Below are 18,125 nucleotides of genomic sequence, written 5' to 3'. Positions count from 1 at the left end.
GCGTCGAGGTCATTCCGGTGCATCGCTGTCTTCCGGCCAGCGGTTTTCGAACACGCAATCGGCGAGCGGCATGCGGCTCGCCCAGCGTTCGGTTTCCAGCATCGGCTCGCTATAAAACTGGTCGACGTGGCCCAGACACAGAATTGCCACGGGACGTGCGCCCTCGGGCATGTGCAGCAGTTGGCGAACCGCGTCGACGTCGAACAGCGATACCCAGCCCATGCCGAGACCTTCGGCGCGCGCGGCCAGCCACATGTTCTGGATCGCGCACGCCACCGACGCGAGGTCCATCTCCGGCAAGGTGCGGCGGCCGAAGATGTGGCGCTCGCGGCCGTCCATCAGCGCCATCACCAGCAACTCGCCGCAGTCCAGCATGCCTTCCACTTTCAGCTTCATGAACTCTTCGCGGCGTTTGCCGAGCGCATCGGCGGTGGCGAGGCGTTCGCTCTCCACTGTGTCATGCAAGGCTGTCCGCAGCGCGGGATCGGTGATCCGCGCGATCCGCCACGGCTGCATGAAGCCGACGCTCGGCGCGTGATGCGCCGCGTCGAGCAGACGCTGCAGCACGGCCGGGTCGACCGGATCGCGCACGAAATGGCGCATGTCGCGGCGTTCGTAAATCGCGCGGTAGACGGCGTCGCGCTCGGAATCGTTAAAAGGCTTCGCCATGGAACAGGGCGGCCGTGAAGGCCGGGTTGGAGGGCCAATAAGCGTGCATGTAAGTCGCCACGATCGAGCCGGCGCGATAGATAGCCTCGCCGGGCGCGTCGCCTTGCGGCCTTGTGGCTGAGCGCAGCGGCGTGAGCGACGTGTTCAGCTTCGAGTAGTGAAATGTGTGGCCGGTCATCGGCCCGTACAGGCTGTCGATCTGTTGCATGCCGAGCGCGGTGAAGCGCGTTTGCATCGTCGCATGGCCGGGCAGCAGGCCGAGCATCGGCGTACTCGCGCCGTGCGTGTCGGTGAGCTGGTCGAGCAGATAGAGCATGCCGCCGCATTCGGCGATGAGTGGTTTGCCGGCGGCCGCGTGCGCGCGGATGGTTGCTGCGCTGTGCGTGTTGCTTGCCAGTGTGGCGGCGTGCAGTTCAGGGTAGCCGCCGGGGAGATAGACAGCGTCCGCGTGTTCGGGTGGTGGTTCGTCGGCGAGCGGCGAGAAGAAGGCGACTTGCGCGCCCAGTGCTTCCAGCAGCGCGATGTTGGCGGGATAGATGAACGAGAACGCGGCATCGCGTGCAATCGCAATCGTTTTGCCATCCAGCAGGCGCGGCAGTATCTCCGGCGCAGCCTCGCCGAACTCGACCGGCGGCGGCAATTCGGCCAGCGCGGTGCGGCCTAAAGTGTCGGCGGCGTGATCCAGGCGCGCGTCAAGATCGTCGATTTCGTCCGCCTGATGCAAGCCGAGGTGGCGATCGGGCAGCGCGATTTCATCGCTCGCGGCAATGTGTCCGCACCAGCGCAGCCCCGGTGGTAACGCTTCTTCAAGCATCTGCGCATGCCGCGCGGAGCCGACGCGATTGGCGAGCACGCCATAAAACGGCACCTGTAGCCGGAATTGCGCGAGACCGAAGGCGACCGCGCCGAAGGTCTGCGCCATCGCCTTCGCCGAAATCACCGCGAGCACCGGCACGCCGAACGTGGTGGCGAGATCCGCGCTGCTCGGCGTGCCGTCGAACAGACCCATCACGCCTTCGATCAGGATCAGGTCGGCTTCGGCGGCCGCTTGCGCGAGCAGCGCGCGGCAGGCGGCTTCGCCCACCATCCATAGGTCCAGCGAGAGGACCGGCGCGCCGCTCGCGCGCGCCAGAATCATCGGGTCGAGAAAGTCCGGTCCGGTCTTGAAGACACGCACGCGTCGCCCCAGCCGCCGATGGTAGCGCGCCAGACCCGCGGTGATCGTGGTCTTGCCTTGACCCGACGCGGGCGCGCTGATGAACAGGGCGGGGCACGCGGCCATGGCTCAGAACTCCACGCCGCGCTGCGCTTTCACGCCTTGCTCGCGATACGGATGCTTGACGATGCGCATTTCGGTGACGAGATCGGCGGCTTCGATCAGCGCGTCCGGCGCGTGACGGCCGGTCACCACCACGTGCAGCATCGGCGCGCGCGCGGTCAGCACTGAAAGGACTTCGTCGAGCGGCAGGTATTCGTACTTGAGCACGGTGTTCAACTCGTCGAGGATCACCATCTGATAGTCGCCGCTTTCGATCATCCGGCGCGCTTCGTCCCAGCCTTTGCGCGCGGTCGCGATGTCGGCGTCGCGGTTCTGCGTGTTCCAGGTGTAGCCGTCGCCCATTGTGACGAAATCGCAGTTGGCGATCGCGCCGAGAAAGTCGCGCTCCGACGTGTGCAGCGCGCCCTTGATGAACTGCACGACGCCCAGACGCATGCCGTGGCCCAGCACGCGCACGGCCATGCCGAACGCAGCAGTAGTTTTGCCTTTGCCAGTGCCGGTGTTGACGATCAGCAGGCCTTTTTCGACGGTGGCGTTGGCCTGTTTTTTCTCGTGGCCTTCACGGCGGCGCTCGGTCATGCGTTGATGCGATTCGGGATCGGTCTTCATGGCAAGTCCTGTTTCTGTGTGTCGTTGTCTGGGTGTTTGCGTTCGGCGTGAGTGATGGCTGACGCGATCGCCACGGTGACGCCGGCATAAACGGTTTTGCGCACGAGGAGCGTGGCGCGAGGCGCGTCGCACCCTGCGGATTCACTGAGACCGGCCCCGCCCGCCGCGCTAAGCAGCGCGCACGGCTCGCAGACGCCGTCCACGCCGAGATGCTCGCGCACTGCCGCCGAAGGCTCCGCCACCGGCACCGCCGCGATCTGTTCAAGGCTGAAGAATGTCAGCGGCAGCGCATGACGCGCACAAAATTCGAGCAGGCCCGCTTCACGGGCTTTGGTATCGAGCGAGGCGACGGTACGGATTTCGTCAAATGAATGTACGCCGAGCGCGGCGCGCACCGCGGCTTCGATCTGCCCAGCCGAGCTGTGCAAACGGCAACCGATGCCGACGCTCAGCGTTTTCATCGCGTATCCGTTCCGTCCGCGGGCGGCGTTGCAGCGTCGGCATGCGCCGCCGCGCGCGCCAACGCGAGCGACGCCACGCCGCCGATCACCACGATCGCCGGCGAGCCGAGTCCGGCACGCGCGACGGTGTCGGCGAACTCGCCGAGCCGCGCGAGCGCATGGCGTTGCTCGGGACGCGTGGCCGATTCGATTGCCGCGCACGGCGTGTCGGCGCTCATGCCGGCCGCGAGCAGCGCGCCGACGATATCGTTGAGCCGCCGCATCCCCATGTAGATCACGAGCGTCATGCGCGTGGCCACGAGCGCGGCCCAGTCGGGCTCGCCGCTGCCCGCGCCGTGTCCGGTGACGAACACCACGCCCTGTGCGTGATCGCGATGCGTGACCGGAATGCCGATCGCCGCGGGCGCCGCGATGCCCGCCGTGATGCCGTTGATGACTTCCACCTCGATACCCGCCGCGTGCAGCGCCTGCTGTTCTTCGCCGCCACGGCCGAATACGAACGGATCGCCGCCTTTCAAACGCGCGACGCTACGCCCGGCCCGCACATGTTCGAGCATCTGCGCGACGATGCCTTCCTGTGGCGTGGACGGATGGCCGCCGCGTTTACCGACGTAGACGACGAGCGCGTCGGCGCGCGCGAACTGCAGCACCTCGGGATTCACCAGGTCGTCGACCAGCACTACATCGGCTTGCGCCAATGCACGGGTGGCCTTGATGGTCATGAGCTCGACGTCGCCGGGGCCGGCGCCGATCAGCCAGGCGCGGGTCATCGCGACGTGCATGGCGAGCGCCATGTCGTGACGAGCAGGAAGGGATGAAGCGCGAAGGGTCGCCAGACGGCGGACTTTGGGGTCATGCAGTGCTACGGATTCAGGCACGGCGCCATGTGCGGCTCGTAGCGATTCCAGACGGAACCCGCCTACGCGGACACACTTCGTCGTGCTTCAGCGCCATCACATCCGTCCCTCGCGGATTCCGGCGTCCGGCGGCGTGACGTTCGCCACCTCCGCGTCTGGCCGGTATCCGGGCTGGCGGCCTCATGCGCTTTGCCTTCCCGTCCGCATTCGATGAAATGTGCCGGACAGTGGCATAAAAAACGCATGCGCGGCGCAAGTCGATTCAACATCGCGCCGCAGGTCGCTTACCGTTGCGGGGACAGCACAGATTGAGCGCACAGAGCGCTGCCTGTTTCCCGTTTAACTGCACACGCGAATGCATGTGCGGGCACCAAACGCGCGCATACGATAGCACATGGCGCCCCGCCCGATAAGCGCTTGCGGCTTGCGTTTCCTTGACGGCACCGGGCCGCGGGCCTACACTCGCACGCACTTTGGTGCTCGTGTGCGCGCTCGTGCGCATGCAGTTAAACGGGAAACAGGGTGCCTGCCTGCCATGGATCGGGTCAACCTGTGCTGCCCCCGCAACGGTAAGCGAAATGTGGTGCTAAGTTCAGAGCTTTAGCGCCGCGGAGCCGGCTTCGATGTCCACGCGCAAGGCCGCGTCGGCATATTACCCACTGGGCGAGAAACCACTCGCCCGGGAAGGGGAAGCGGCGCTTTCGCCAGCCCGGATACCGGCCAGAATACGAAGAACGAACGCCGCGGGGATGCGGCGCTGCGTTCATGATCTCATTCCCGTTTTCTGTTTTTCTGTTGTCGCGGCAACGCCGTCGTTCGTCCCCGTGTTTTGTTATCGTCGTGGCTCATCGGGCGTGTGCTCCGTTTGCCATTGCGCGCAGACAGATAGACAAACACGCCGGCGTGCACGTGCAACTCCTACGGATGGACCTCACGATGCAAACTCAAATGCGCAAGATCCCCGTCACCATCGTCACGGGCTTTCTCGGCAGCGGCAAGACCACGCTGCTGCGGCATATTCTTCAGCATGCGGGCGGCAAGCGCATCGCGGTGATCGTCAACGAGTTCGGCGAGCTCGGCATCGACGGGGAAATCCTCAAGGGTTGCGGCATCGGTTGCGATGAAAACGGCGTCGAAACCGAAGGTCAACTGTATGAACTCGCGAATGGCTGCCTGTGCTGCACCGTGCAGGAAGAGTTTTTTCCGGTGATGGAAAAACTCGTGGAGCGCCGCGACCAGATCGATCACGTGCTGATCGAGACGTCGGGGCTCGCGCTGCCGAAGCCGCTGGTGCAGGCGTTCAACTGGCCGCAGATCAAGAACAGTTTCACCGTGGATGCCGTGGTCACCGTGGTGGACGGCCCGGCCGCGGCAAGCGGTCAGTTCGCCGACAATCCGATCGCCGTGGATGCGCAGCGCAAGGCCGATCCGAATCTCGATCACGAGTCGCCGTTGCACGAATTGTTTGAAGACCAGTTGTCGGCTGCCGATCTGGTGATTCTGAACAAGACGGATTTGCTCGACGACGCGCAGCAAAGCGCGGTTGAAATTTCGATCCGCGAAGAAATTCCGCCGCAAGTGAAGATCGTGCGCGCGCACAAGGGCCAGCTCGATCTGCATACGTTGCTGTGCCTCGAAGCGGCGTCGGAAGAGTCGATCCACTTGCGCCACGATCACCACGGTTCCGCCGACGACGCCGACCACCATCACGACGAGTTCGACTCGGTGGTCGTGCAGGCGAACGCGTCGTCGCGCGAGGCGGTGATCGCCGCGCTGCAACAGCTCGTCGAAACCAACACGATCTACCGCGTCAAAGGTTTCGCGGCGCTGCCGGGCGCGGCGATGCGTCTGGTGATTCAAGGCGTCGGGCGCCGCTTCGACAGCTATTTCGATCGACGCTGGCAGGCCGGCGAAAGCGGCCCGAGCCGCTTCGTGCTGATCGGTGAAGACCTCGATCAGCCCGCGCTGCAGCGTGCGTTCGACGCGGCGCTCGGCGTGCCGTCGAGCGTCGAAACGCAACAGGCGTAAGCGCTCATGCATCTGCTGCGCACCACGCCGGGCGGTTTTGTCGACGATACGCAAGGCGTGATCCGTATCGATCAGCAGCCCGCGGATATCGTGGTGCTCAGTTCCGCCGATACCACGCTGTCGCTGCTGGCGAGCGTTTTTCCGCGGCTCGGTGAAGGCTTCCCGAGCGTACGGCTCGCGAACGTCACGTATTTGCGGCAATCGGCGTCGGTGGATTTTTATCTCGAAGACGTCTTGCAGCATGCACGCGTGGTGGTGGTCGATCACCTCGGTGGCGAGGCGTATTGGCCTTACGGCATTGAGCAGGTGGTGGCGCTCGCTGAGCGCAAGCAGCAGACGCTCGCGATGTTCTCCGGCGATCTGCAGGAAGATCCGAATCTGCTCGCGCGTAGCACTGCGAGCCCCGATCTGTGCCATCAGCTCTGGCGCTATCTGCGTGAAGGCGGCCCGCAAAATGCCGAGGCGTTTCTGCGCTGCATCGCGCACCGCGCCTTTGGCTGGGGACGTGAGCCCGCGCCGCCGCGCGCGTTGCCGGCCGCGACGCTTTACCATCCCGAACGCGACACGCCGACCATGGCCGACTGGCAGGCGCGTTGGCAACAGCACGCGCCGGTCGCGGCGATCCTGTTCTACAAGGCGCATCTGCAGGCGGCCAATACGGCCGTGTTCGATGCGCTGATCGACGCGCTCGAATCGCAAGGTCTGAATCCGCTGCCGATCGCGATTACCTCTCTGAAAGATGCGATGAGCCGCGACGTCGTGCAATCGCTGTGCGCGCAGCACGATGTCGCGCTGGTGCTGAACACGACCGCGTTCGCCGCGTCCGCAATCGACGACCCCGAGCCGCTCGCGCTCGCCGGCGACGCGCCGGTGTTTCAGGTGATCCTGAGCGGCGGCAACCGCGAGGATTGGGTCAAGGACAATCAGGGTCTCAATTCGCGCGATATCGCCATGCATATCGCGCTGCCGGAAGTGGATGGCCGCATCATCACGCGCGCGATCAGTTTCAAGGGCCTCGCGTACCGTTGTCCGCACACTCAGGTCGATGTGGTGCGTTATCAGCCGGACGCCGAGCGGGTGCGTTTTCTCGCCGAGCTGAGCCGACGCTGGTGCCGTCTGCGTTCACTCGATAACGCGGACAAGAAACTCGCGCTGATCCTCGCCAACTATCCGATGAGCGAAGGGCGCATCGGCAACGGCGTGGGACTCGATACGCCGGCCTCGGTGGTCGGCATTCTGTCGATGCTGCGCGACGAAGGTTATCGTCTCGCCGACTTGCCCACGGACGGCGGCGCGCTGCTGAAAAAGCTCACCGAAGGCGTGACCAACGATCCGGTCGTGCGCGATCTGCGTCCCGCGCTGCAAAGCCTCGCGCTCGACGACTATCTCGCGCACTTCAACGCCTTGCCCGCCGAAACGCGCCAGGCGCTGAACGCGCGTTGGGGCACGCCCGACCAGGATCCGACGCTGCGACGCGGCCGTTTCATGATCGCGGGCTGGCGTTGCGGGCAGGTGTTCGTCGGCATTCAACCGTCGCGTTCGCGCGAGCAGGGCGATTACGCGAGTTATCACGACGCCGAGCTGGTGCCGCCGCATGCGTATCTGGCGTTCTATTTCTGGTTGCGTCACCAGTTCGGCATCGACGCGGTCGTGCATGTCGGCAAGCACGGTAATCTCGAATGGCTGCCCGGCAAGAGCGTCGCGTTGAGCGATACCTGCTGGCCCGATCTGATTCTTGGGCCGATGCCGCATCTGTATCCGTTCATCGTCAACGATCCGGGCGAGGGCAGCCAGGCGAAACGCCGTACGCAGGCCGTCATTATCGATCACCTGATGCCGCCGCTCACGCGTGCCGAAAGTTACGGACCGTTGCAGGACCTGGAGCGCCAGGTCGATGAATACTATGAAGCGTTGATGGTCGATCCGCGCCGCTCGAAGCTGTTGCGGCGCACGATTCTGGCGACCATCGTCGAACATAAGTTGCATGAGGAACTGAGTCTTGCGGCGCCGAACGGGCAGGATGATGAAGACGCGCTGCTCACGCGCGTCGATGCGTGGCTGTGCGAGTTGAAGGAAGCGCAGATTCGCGATGGCTTGCATACGTTTGGGCAATCGCCTGATGGCGTGCAGCGGCGCGATACGTTGCTGGCGTTGGGACGCTTTCCTGTCGGCGATGGGCAAGGCGGCAAGGCCGGGTTGATCGATGCATTGGCGCGTGATCTGAAGATGGATCATCTGTTCGATCCGTTGTCGGTGGATTGGTCGGCGGTGTGGGACGGGCCGCGTCCCGATGCGCTGCAGCGTGTGAGCGATGCGCCGTGGCGGCATTGCGGCGATACGCGCGAACGGCTGGAGTTGCTGGCGGCCGAGTTGCTGCGAGACGTGTGCGGCGATCGAACGGACGCATCAGCAGCGCCGTTTCTTGCGGTTAGCTTGCCGCAAGCGGAGCAAGTGATCGAGCGTCTGCGTGACGACGTACTGCCGCGGCTCGACGCCTGCGGCCCGCAGGAAATGCTTCAGCTAAAGCGTGGCCTCGAAGGGCGTTTCGTGCCGCCTGGACCGAGCGGTTCGCCATCGCGTGGCCGGCCCGACGTGCTGCCCACCGGCCGCAACTTCTATTCGGTCGACACGCGCGCGGTTCCCACGCAAGCCGCCTGGTCGCTCGGCTTGAAATCCGCCCAGCAACTGATCGAACGGCATTTGCAGGAGAAGGGCGACTATCCGCGCGCCATCGGTCTGTCCGTTTGGGGCACCGCGACCATGCGCACGGGTGGCGACGATATCGCCCAGGCGCTCGCGTTGCTCGGCGTGCGGCCGAAGTGGGCACCGGGCAGCCATCGCGTGACCGATTTTGAAATCATGCCGATCGAGGTGTTCGACCGGCCGCGTATCGATGTCACCTTGCGAGTGTCCGGTTTCTTCCGCGACGCCTTCGCCAACGTCATGCATTTATTCGACGCCGCCGTGCAAGCCGTCGCCGAACTCGACGAACCCGAGGACCTGAATCCGATTCGCGCACGCGTGCTGCGCGAGCGCGATGCGCTGATCGCGCGCGGCATGGACGCCGCCGAAGCGCGCAAGCGCGCCGGCTGGCGCGTGTTCAGCGCGCGGCCCGGCGCTTACGGCGCGGGTCTGCAGGACATGATCGACTCGCAGCAATGGCAGACCGACGCCGATCTCGCGAACGCGTATCAGGCGTGGGGCGGCTACGCATACACGCAAAAGAGCGCGGGCGAAGAGGCGCGTCACGCGTTCGGCACGCGCCTCGCGGCAATGGACGTGGTGCTGCAGAACCAGGACAACCGCGAACACGACTTGCTCGATTCGAACGATTACTACCAGTTCCAGGGCGGCATGGTCGCCGCGGTGCGGCATCTGGCCGGCGATCAGCCGAGTGTGTATCACGCCGACCACAGCAATCCGGCCGCGCCGCGCGTGCGCACGCTGCATGAGGAGATCGCGCGCGTGATCCGCTCGCGCGTGGTCAATCCGAAATGGCTCGATGGCGTGAAGCGTCACGGCTACAAGGGCGCGGCGGAAATCGCTGCGACCGTCGACTATCTGTATGGTTACGACGCGACCGCGCGCGTGATCGCGGATCATCAATATGCGCTCGTGACGGATGCTTATTTGAACGACGCGGACACCCGCGAGTTCTTGCAGCGGCACAACCCTCACGCGTTGCATTCGATCTGCGAGCGTTTGCTCGAAGCCATGCAGCGCGGTTTGTGGCAGGCGCCCGGCGACTATCGCGCGCAAGTCGAACAGCATCTGCTTGCGAGCGAGCAGCAGATCGAAGGAATGCAAACATGAATCCAGCGATGAGTGCGGCCAACGCGCGGCCCGTTTTTCCCTTTGCCGCGCTGATCGGCCAGGCGCCGTTGCAGCAGGCGCTACTGCTGGCCGCCATCGATCCGGGCTTAAGCGGCGTGCTGGTCACCGGGCCACGTGGCACGGCGAAGTCGACCGCGGCGCGCGCGCTGGCTGAGTTGCTGTCGGAAGGGCAACTGGTGAATCTGCCGCTTGGCGCCAGCGAAGATCGCTTGATCGGCACGCTCGATATCGAAACCGTGTTGCGCGACGGTTCGGTGCGCTTCTCGCCCGGTCTGCTCGCGAAAGCGCACCGCGGCGTGCTGTATGTGGACGAAGTCAATCTGCTGCCCGACGCGCTCGTCGATGCCTTGCTCGACGCGGCGGCTAGCGGCGTGAATACCGTCGAGCGCGATGGCGTATCGCATAGCCACGACGCGAGCTTCGTGCTGATCGGCACGATGAACCCTGAAGAGGGCGAACTGCGGCCGCAATTGATCGATCGTTTCGGTTTGATGGTCGAGTTGCAGAACTGTTTCGAGCCGCGTGTGCGTCAGGCGATAGTGAAAGCGCGGCTGGCGTTCGATCTCGATCCGCAGGGTTTTCGTGCGGGCTATGCGCAGCAGCAGGCGGCTCATGTCGAGCGGATTCGAGCGGCGCGCGGCAGGTTGCCGCAACTCGCGTTCGATGACGCCGTGCATGCGCATGTGAGCGCGCTGTGCATCGACGCCGCCGTGGATGGTTTGCGCGCCGATCTCGTGATGCTGCGCGCGGCGCGTGCGTTGGCGGCGCTCGAACAGGCGGCCGCGGTGACGGCGGAGCATGTCGATCGGGTGGCTGAGGCGGTGTTGGCTCATCGGCGGCAGGTTCGCGAGTCGTCGGCGGCAGGTGATGCGCGTGAGAGTGACGGCGAGCGGGAGGCTTCTTCCGATAGCCGCTCTTCATCCGCGGAAGGCAATGCGCCGCCGGCCGCGGCTGCCGGCGAGAGCGATTGGGGCTACCTCGCGCCCGAGCCGGCCGCGACCACGCACGTCAAAGGCGTCATTCCACTGAACGTAAAAAAACGCTGAGCCATCGGAAGGGCGCCGCCGCTGACTCGCGCAGCGGTTTTCGATGGTTTCAAGGCGCTGGCGCAGATGCGCGCGGGCGCTTGCGCGGGCAACCGGGCAAGCGCATCGACTGGCCGCCGACACTCGCCGCGATGCGACAGAACGCGCTGCGCGCCGAGCATCTGCGTTTCATGCGCGAAGCGCCGCGTGGCGGCGTGCTGCATTGCTTCGTGCTCGATTGCTCCGGTTCCATGCTGGCCGGGCAGCGCCTTGCGCTCGCCAAGGGATTGCTGATCGCCTTGTTCGACCGCGCGAGCGCGGCGCGTGCCGAGGCGGCGCTGGTCTGTTTCGGTGGCACTGGTGCGGATGTGCGTTTCGGTCCCGCTGTGCCGCGCTGGTGGAACGAGCAGTGGCTGAGGCCAGTGGGCGGCGGAGGCGGCACACCGCTGGCCGCAGGCGTTCAGCGTGCATCCCAACTGCTGGATCGCAGCGCGCGTCGCAAGCCCGGGCAGCAACGCTGGTTGTGGATTCTGACCGATGGCCGCACGCGTGACATGCCGGCGCGGCCGCTGGATGCGGACGAAGTGGTGTTCGTCGATTTCGAGCGCGAGGCGATCCGGCTGGGCCGCTGCGAAGTGCTCGCCGATGCGTGGGGCGCGCGGCGTTTCACGCCAGAAGAACTGATAGTGATGGGCTGAGCGGCACGCGGGCCTTGCCGCTCTCGGGCCTGCGCTTATTTCAGGCCGCTCGACCAATACACCACATCGTCCTGACGGTCGAACACGAAGACTTTCATCGCCATCTGCTGGGCTGCATCGAGTTGATCGAGTTCGAGCCCGTGCGTCGAAGGCTCACCCGGGCCGCTACCTTTCTGCACGTTGCGGATCACCGCCGTGGTTTCGATCTCCGTGTCGAGATCCTTCGATTTCAGGCAGAACGCAACGCGCAACCGGTCGCCGACAGCGCCGAGAGTCCACGAGGCGTCCAGCGACATGCCGAGTGCGCTGATGCCTTTCGCGAGTCCGAGGCCCTCATACGATTCCCCGCTTTGACCGATGCCGAAACGCACCGCGAGGTGCGCGCGGACGCGGATCGATTTGCGTTCGCGCAGGCGGCGGATCACGCCGGGCTTCGACAGCACGACGTAGTCGAACGGCGCGCGGCAGATCGCCTCGATCGTGCACACGAAACGAAACACCGCATGGCTGGCGATCGCGACGATTTCGATGTTTTCGCCGATGCCCAGCGGGAAGATGCGGCCTTCGTGCATCGGCGGAGTGACGAAGAGCGAATGATTCGGCGCGAAACCGATGATGCGGCACGGATGCATGGGCGCGCCGCTGCCGAGCTGCGAGCGCACACCGATCAATGCACCGATTTCCAGGTGCATGTCCTTGAGCGTCAGTTCGCCGTTGGGATCCGCTTGCGGCTCTGCCTGGCGCGGCGGTTGCGCGGCCGCGCCCAGTAAGTCGCCGCGCTGCGGACGGAAGTGCCCGAACAGGAATTTGCGCTCGTCCGGGGTCGCCAGGATGGTGCCGCTGGCGAAAAGAAGCGTGCCGTCGGCGTCGACGATCGGCCAGTCGAGAGGCGTGCCTACCGGCACCTTTTCCGGATCTAGGGCTGGCGTTTGGGCTGCGGAAGAGGCTTCCTCGACGTGTTCCTCGACTGGATTGTCCATGATCGGCGGCTATTTAAGTGACGGGATATCTTGGTTGACGGCTGGCGAGGGGGAAACTTTAGTTTTTTCGGCGGTGCCGGCTTTCCCGTTCTTTCGACGCTGCTGTCGGGTGTGCGCCGGATGTGTGTCGTGGCTCTGTATAGTAAGGAGGCTCGTTTGGCTGATTTGGCAGCGGGGAGGTGCGGCCGCTGACTACCTGGCTGGCCGTCACGAGTACGATTGCCTCGTGAGTGGTCAATTAGATCGGATGACTAACTAATTTGACGGCGTTGTGGTGGTGGTCTGTTTCCGTGTCTCTCAACTTTCTGAAAAATATTGCGCGAAGGGGGTTGACGACCCCTCTCTCGCTCTCCATAATCTCGTTTCTCTGCTGCTGATGCAGCGACGCAGAACGAAGCGGTGCCGGGTAGTTGAAGTGCGGTGCCGGTTCGGTAGTGAATGCGGACTCGATCTTTAAAAATTAACAGCCGATAAGTGTGGGCGCTTGATGCGCGACGCGCGGTGGATCCTTCGGGATCTGCTGAACAAGCGAAAGTATCAAGTCTCACACAGTAATGAAAGGAAGGTTTGACTGTCGCAAGATGGTTGGATCATTCGTCAGTACGTTGAGTGAGCGACCGGTCTCGGAAGAGACCGAAAAACAGTAACAGGTTTGAACTGAAGAGTTTGATCCTGGCTCAGATTGAACGCTGGCGGCATGCCTTACACATGCAAGTCGAACGGCAGCACGGGGGCAACCCTGGTGGCGAGTGGCGAACGGGTGAGTAATACATCGGAACGTGTCCTGTAGTGGGGGATAGCCCGGCGAAAGCCGGATTAATACCGCATACGATCTGCGGATGAAAGCGGGGGCTCCTTCGGGACCTCGCGCTGCAGGGGCGGCCGATGGCAGATTAGCTAGTTGGTGGGGTAAAGGCCTACCAAGGCGACGATCTGTAGCTGGTCTGAGAGGACGACCAGCCACACTGGGACTGAGACACGGCCCAGACTCCTACGGGAGGCAGCAGTGGGGAATTTTGGACAATGGGGGAAACCCTGATCCAGCAATGCCGCGTGTGTGAAGAAGGCCTTCGGGTTGTAAAGCACTTTTGTCCGGAAAGAAAACCTCCTGGTTAATACCTGGGGGGGATGACGGTACCGGAAGAATAAGCACCGGCTAACTACGTGCCAGCAGCCGCGGTAATACGTAGGGTGCAAGCGTTAATCGGAATTACTGGGCGTAAAGCGTGCGCAGGCGGTTCGCTAAGACAGATGTGAAATCCCCGGGCTTAACCTGGGAACTGCATTTGTGACTGGCGGGCTAGAGTATGGCAGAGGGGGGTAGAATTCCACGTGTAGCAGTGAAATGCGTAGAGATGTGGAGGAATACCGATGGCGAAGGCAGCCCCCTGGGCCAATACTGACGCTCATGCACGAAAGCGTGGGGAGCAAACAGGATTAGATACCCTGGTAGTCCACGCCCTAAACGATGTCAACTAGTTGTCGGGTCTTCATTGACTTGGTAACGTAGCTAACGCGTGAAGTTGACCGCCTGGGGAGTACGGTCGCAAGATTAAAACTCAAAGGAATTGACGGGGACCCGCACAAGCGGTGGATGATGTGGATTAATTCGATGCAACGCGAAAAACCTTACCTACCCTTGACATGTATGGAAGTCTGCTGAGAGGTGGATGTGCCCGAAAGGGAGCCATAACACAGGTGCTGCATGGCTGTCGTCAGCTCGTGTCGTGAGATGTTGGGTTAAGTCCCGCAACGAGCGCAACCCTTGTCCCTAGTTGCTACGCAAGAGCACTCTAGGGAGACTGCCGGTGACAAACCGGAGGAAGGTGGGGATGACGTCAAGTCCTCATGGCCCTTATGGGTAGGGCTTCACACGTCATACAATGGTCGGAACAGAGGGTCGCCAACCCGCGAGGGGGAGCCAATCCCAGAAAACCGATCGTAGTCCGGATCGCACTCTGCAACTCGAGTGCGTGAAGCTGGAATCGCTAGTAATCGCGGATCAGCATGCCGCGGTGAATACGTTCCCGGGTCTTGTACACACCGCCCGTCACACCATGGGAGTGGGTTTTACCAGAAGTGGCTAGTCTAACCGCAAGGAGGACGGTCACCACGGTAGGATTCATGACTGGGGTGAAGTCGTAACAAGGTAGCCGTATCGGAAGGTGCGGCTGGATCACCTCCTTTCTCGAGCTAGACGTGTCGAACGTTGAGCGCTCACGCTTATCGGCTGTGAAAATGGACAGACTCAGGGGTCTGTAGCTCAGTTGGTTAGAGCACCGTCTTGATAAGGCGGGGGTCGATGGTTCGAATCCATCCAGACCCACCACTGTTTCTGCGGTGGCTGCGCTAATTGATCAACCCCTGGGGTATCCGTACAGATAGCGATATCTGTGTATGACTGGGGGATTAGCTCAGCTGGGAGAGCACCTGCTTTGCAAGCAGGGGGTCGTCGGTTCGATCCCGTCATCCTCCACCAATCCTCAATGCGTAGCGTTGCTGTGAGAAGCAGAGCGTTGTGCATTGGCGATTGAGCCAGTCAGAGTGATACGCGGTTATAGCAACCGCGATATCGGCTGTCGTTCTTTAACAATCAGGAAGAAGTAGTAAAGAGATTCACGAAAGGACATCTAGAGATGGGTGTGTGAGTAGGTGAATCAGGGTTGTGATTGTATCAATGTATGAAAAGAGAGATCGAAAGATCGCTTTTGGAATACGGCGCAACACGAATACTCAACCTGTAGCGACTGTTGAACTGCTGCTGTGGCAACACAGGGGTGGCGAGACACACTCGTTATAGGGTCAAGCGAACAAGTGCATGTGGTGGATGCCTTGGCGATCACAGGCGATGAAGGACGCGGTAGCCTGCGAAAAGCGGTGGGGAGCTGGCAAACGAGCTTTGATCCACCGATATCCGAATGGGGAAACCCACTCCGTATGGAGTATCCGTAGCTGAATACATAGGCTACGTGAAGCGAACGCGGTGAACTGAAACATCTAAGTAACCGCAGGAAAAGAAATCAACCGAGATTCCCAGAGTAGTGGCGAGCGAAATGGGACCAGCCTGTACTCTTTATCTTCATTGTTAGTCGAACGCTCTGGAAAGTGCGGCCATAGCAGGTGATAGCCCTGTAGACGAAAACAGCGAGGAAGAACTAGGTGTACGGAAAGTAGGGCGGGACACGTGAAATCCTGTCTGAAGATGGGGGGACCATCCTCCAAGGCTAAATACTCGTGATCGACCGATAGTGAACCAGTACCGTGAGGGAAAGGCGAAAAGAACCCCGGGAGGGGAGTGAAATAGATCCTGAAACCGCATGCATACAAACAGTCGGAGCCTTTGAAAGAGGGTGACGGCGTACCTTTTGTATAATGGGTCAGCGACTTACATTCAGTGGCAAGCTTAACCGATTAGGGCAGGCGTAGCGAAAGCGAGTCCGAACAGGGCGATTCAGTCGCTGGGTGTAGACCCGAAACCAGGTGATCTATCCATGGCCAGGATGAAGGTGCGGTAACACGTACTGGAGGTCCGAACCCACTAACGTTGAAAAGTTAGGGGATGAGCTGTGGATAGGGGTGAAAGGCTAAACAAACCTGGAAATAGCTGGTTCTCTCCGAAAACTATTTAGGTAGTGCCTCGTGTATCACCTTCGGGGGTAGAGCACTGTCATGGTTGTGGGGTCCATTGCGGATTACTACGCCATAGCAAACTCCGAATACCGAAGAGTGCAATCACGGGAGACAGACATCGGGTGCTAACGTCCGGTGTCAAGAGGGAAACAACCCAGACCGCCAGCTAAGGTCCCCAAATATTGCTAAGTGGGAAACGAAGTGGGAAGGCTAAAACAGTCAGGAGGTTGGCTTAGAAGCAGCCATCCTTTAAAGAAAGCGTAATAGCTCACTGATCGAGTCGTCCTGCGCGGAAGATGTAACGGGGCTAAGCAATATACCGAAGCTGCGGATGCACATTTATGTGCATGGTAGGAGAGCGTTCCGTAAGCCTGCGAAGGTGCATTGAAAAGTGCGCTGGAGGTATCGGAAGTGCGAATGCTGACATGAGTAGCGATAAAGGGGGTGAAAGGCCCCCTCGCCGTAAGCCCAAGGTTTCCTACGCAACGTTCATCGGCGTAGGGTGAGTCGGCCCCTAAGGCGAGGCAGAAATGCGTAGCTGATGGGAAGCAGGTTAATATTCCTGCACCATTGTTAAATGCGATGGGGGGACGGATCGCGGAAGGTTGTCCGGGTGTTGGAAGTCCCGGTTTCTGTGTTGGAGAAGGCACTCAGGCAAATCCGGGTGCGCAATTCAAGGGCATGGGACGAGCCGCTTAGGCGGTGAAGCAACTGGAAGTGGTTCCAAGAAAAGCCTCTAAGCTTCAGTTTAACAAGACCGTACCGCAAACCGACACAGGTGGGCGAGATGAGTATTCTAAGGCGCTTGAGAGAACTCGGGAGAAGGAACTCGGCAAATTGGTACCGTAACTTCGGGATAAGGTACGCCCCTGTAGCTTGACTGGCCTGCGCCAGAAGGGTGAAGGGGTTGCAATAAACTGGTGGCTGCGACTGTTTAATAAAAACACAGCACTCTGCAAACACGAAAGTGGACGTATAGGGTGTGACGCCTGCCCGGTGCCGGAAGATTAAATGATGGGGTGCAAGCTCTTGATTGAAGTCCCGGTAAACGGCGGCCGTAACTATAACGGTCCTAAGGTAGCGAAATTCCTTGTCGGGTAAGTTCCGACCTGCACGAATGGCGTAACGATGGCCACACTGTCTCCTCCCGAGACTCAGCGAAGTTGAAGTGTTTGTGATGATGCAATCTCCCCGCGGCTAGACGGAAAGACCCCATGAACCTTTACTGTAGCTTTGCATTGGACTTTGAACCGGTCTGTGTAGGATAGGTGGGAGGCTTTGAAGCGTGGACGCCAGTCTGCGTGGAGCCGCCCTTGAAATACCACCCTGGTTTGTTTGAGGTTCTAACCTTGGTCCGTAATCCGGATCGGGGACAGTGCATGGTAGGCAGTTTGACTGGGGCGGTCTCCTCCCAAAGTGTAACGGAGGAGTACGAAGGTACGCTAGGTACGGTCGGAAATCGTGCTGATAGTGCAATGGCATAAGCGTGCTTAACTGCGAGACCGACAAGTCGAGCAGGTGCGAAAGCAGGTCATAGTGATCCGGTGGTTCTGTATGGAAGGGCCATCGCTCAACGGATAAAAGGTACTCTGGGGATAACAGGCTGATACCGCCCAAGAGTTCATATCGACGGCGGTGTTTGGCACCTCGATGTCGGCTCATCTCATCCTGGGGCTGTAGCCGGTCCCAAGGGTATGGCTGTTCGCCATTTAAAGAGGTACGTGAGCTGGGTTTAAAACGTCGTGAGACAGTTTGGTCCCTATCTGCCGTGGGCGCTGGATATTTGAAGGGGGCTGCTCCTAGTACGAGAGGACCGGAGTGGACGAACCTCTGGTGTACCGGTTGTCACGCCAGTGGCATCGCCGGGTAGCTATGTTCGGAAGAGATAACCGCTGAAAGCATCTAAGCGGGAAACTCGCCTTAAGATGAGATATCCCCGGGGCTTCGAGCCCCTTGAAGGGTCGTTCAAGACCAGGACGTTGATAGGTCAGGTGTGGAAGCGCAGTAATGCGTTAAGCTAACTGATACTAATTGCCCGTAAGGCTTGATCCTATA

10 protein-coding genes, 2 tRNA genes, 2 rRNA genes and 2 riboswitches are annotated in these 18,125 nt (G+C 61.5%); of the genes, 8 read left to right on the top strand and 6 right to left on the bottom strand.

Annotated elements, in window-relative coordinates; translation table 11 throughout:
- Window positions 1-9 precede the first annotated feature (9 nt).
- The 5 genes from bluB to cobA are packed head-to-tail and all read right to left on the bottom strand — an operon-like array spanning window position 10 to window position 3,788.
- Window positions 10-669, bottom strand: a complete 660-nt coding sequence (bluB, locus tag HF916_RS20975) for a 5,6-dimethylbenzimidazole synthase (RefSeq protein ID WP_168790744.1) — start codon at window positions 667-669, stop codon at window positions 10-12.
- The gene (locus HF916_RS20970; RefSeq protein WP_168790743.1) at window positions 653-1,951 is read right to left on the bottom strand and encodes a cobyrinate a,c-diamide synthase; all 1,299 of its coding nucleotides are present in this window, start codon (window positions 1,949-1,951) and stop codon (window positions 653-655) included. The genes bluB and HF916_RS20970 overlap by 17 nt, the downstream gene beginning before the upstream one ends.
- Before the next feature lie 3 nt (window positions 1,952-1,954).
- Window positions 1,955-2,557 carry a cob(I)yrinic acid a,c-diamide adenosyltransferase gene (gene cobO / locus HF916_RS20965; RefSeq protein ID WP_007177053.1) on the bottom strand — a complete coding sequence of 201 codons (603 nt, stop codon included), beginning with the start codon at window positions 2,555-2,557 and terminating at the stop codon, window positions 1,955-1,957.
- Window positions 2,554-3,018 (bottom strand): cobalamin biosynthesis protein, encoded by a 465-nt coding sequence (locus HF916_RS20960; RefSeq protein WP_168790742.1) that lies wholly within the window; start codon window positions 3,016-3,018, stop codon window positions 2,554-2,556. Before HF916_RS20960 ends, cobO begins: the two co-directional genes overlap by 4 nt.
- On the bottom strand, window positions 3,015-3,788 hold the full coding sequence (cobA, locus tag HF916_RS20955; RefSeq protein ID WP_168792095.1) for a uroporphyrinogen-III C-methyltransferase: 774 nt from the start codon (window positions 3,786-3,788) through the stop codon (window positions 3,015-3,017). Before cobA ends, HF916_RS20960 begins: the two co-directional genes overlap by 4 nt.
- Window positions 3,789-4,015: 227 nt before the next feature.
- Window positions 4,016-4,265, bottom strand: a riboswitch (cobalamin riboswitch).
- Window positions 4,266-4,332: 67 nt separating this feature from the next.
- Window positions 4,333-4,614, top strand: a riboswitch (cobalamin riboswitch).
- A gap of 197 nt (window positions 4,615-4,811) precedes the next feature.
- Here cobA and cobW point away from each other — a divergent pair.
- From cobW to HF916_RS20935, 4 genes are all read left to right on the top strand, one after another.
- A complete protein-coding gene (gene cobW / locus HF916_RS20950; RefSeq protein ID WP_277352281.1) occupies window positions 4,812-5,903 on the top strand; it encodes a cobalamin biosynthesis protein CobW in 1,092 nt (363 codons plus the stop codon).
- A gap of 6 nt (window positions 5,904-5,909) precedes the next feature.
- Entirely contained in the window at window positions 5,910-9,716 is a 3,807-nt protein-coding gene (cobN, locus tag HF916_RS20945) for a cobaltochelatase subunit CobN (protein ID WP_168790741.1), read from the top strand.
- Window positions 9,713-10,783, top strand: coding sequence for an ATP-binding protein (locus tag HF916_RS20940; RefSeq protein ID WP_240975457.1), 1,071 nt, complete (start codon window positions 9,713-9,715; stop codon window positions 10,781-10,783). Before cobN ends, HF916_RS20940 begins: the two co-directional genes overlap by 4 nt.
- Before the next feature lie 131 nt (window positions 10,784-10,914).
- Entirely contained in the window at window positions 10,915-11,460 is a 546-nt protein-coding gene (locus tag HF916_RS20935) for a vWA domain-containing protein (RefSeq protein ID WP_431311433.1), read from the top strand.
- Window positions 11,461-11,495: 35 nt separating this feature from the next.
- Here the strand turns inward: HF916_RS20935 and HF916_RS20930 are convergent, their stop codons facing one another.
- Window positions 11,496-12,440 carry a flagellar brake protein gene (locus HF916_RS20930; RefSeq protein WP_168790739.1) on the bottom strand — a complete coding sequence of 315 codons (945 nt, stop codon included), beginning with the start codon at window positions 12,438-12,440 and terminating at the stop codon, window positions 11,496-11,498.
- 654 nt (window positions 12,441-13,094) lie between these two features.
- Between HF916_RS20930 and HF916_RS20925 the strand changes: the two genes are divergently transcribed.
- The 4 genes from HF916_RS20925 to HF916_RS20910 all read left to right on the top strand — a co-directional run bounded on the left by HF916_RS20925 (window position 13,095) and on the right by HF916_RS20910 (window position 18,122).
- A 16S ribosomal RNA gene (locus HF916_RS20925) occupies window positions 13,095-14,627 on the top strand.
- 65 nt (window positions 14,628-14,692) lie between these two features.
- Window positions 14,693-14,769, top strand: a tRNA-Ile gene (locus HF916_RS20920).
- A 74-nt stretch (window positions 14,770-14,843) separates the two neighbouring features.
- Window positions 14,844-14,919, top strand: a tRNA-Ala gene (locus tag HF916_RS20915).
- A gap of 321 nt (window positions 14,920-15,240) precedes the next feature.
- A 23S ribosomal RNA gene (locus HF916_RS20910) occupies window positions 15,241-18,122 on the top strand.
- The 16S and 23S rRNA genes sit together here with 2 tRNA genes alongside, the layout of an rRNA operon.
- The last annotated feature ends 3 nt before the right edge of the window (window positions 18,123-18,125 follow it).

This window comes from Paraburkholderia aromaticivorans, from assembly GCF_012689525.1.
Taxonomy (GTDB): Bacteria; Pseudomonadota; Gammaproteobacteria; order Burkholderiales; family Burkholderiaceae; genus Paraburkholderia; species Paraburkholderia aromaticivorans_A.
This window is presented reverse-complemented; position numbering and strand designations above follow the sequence as displayed.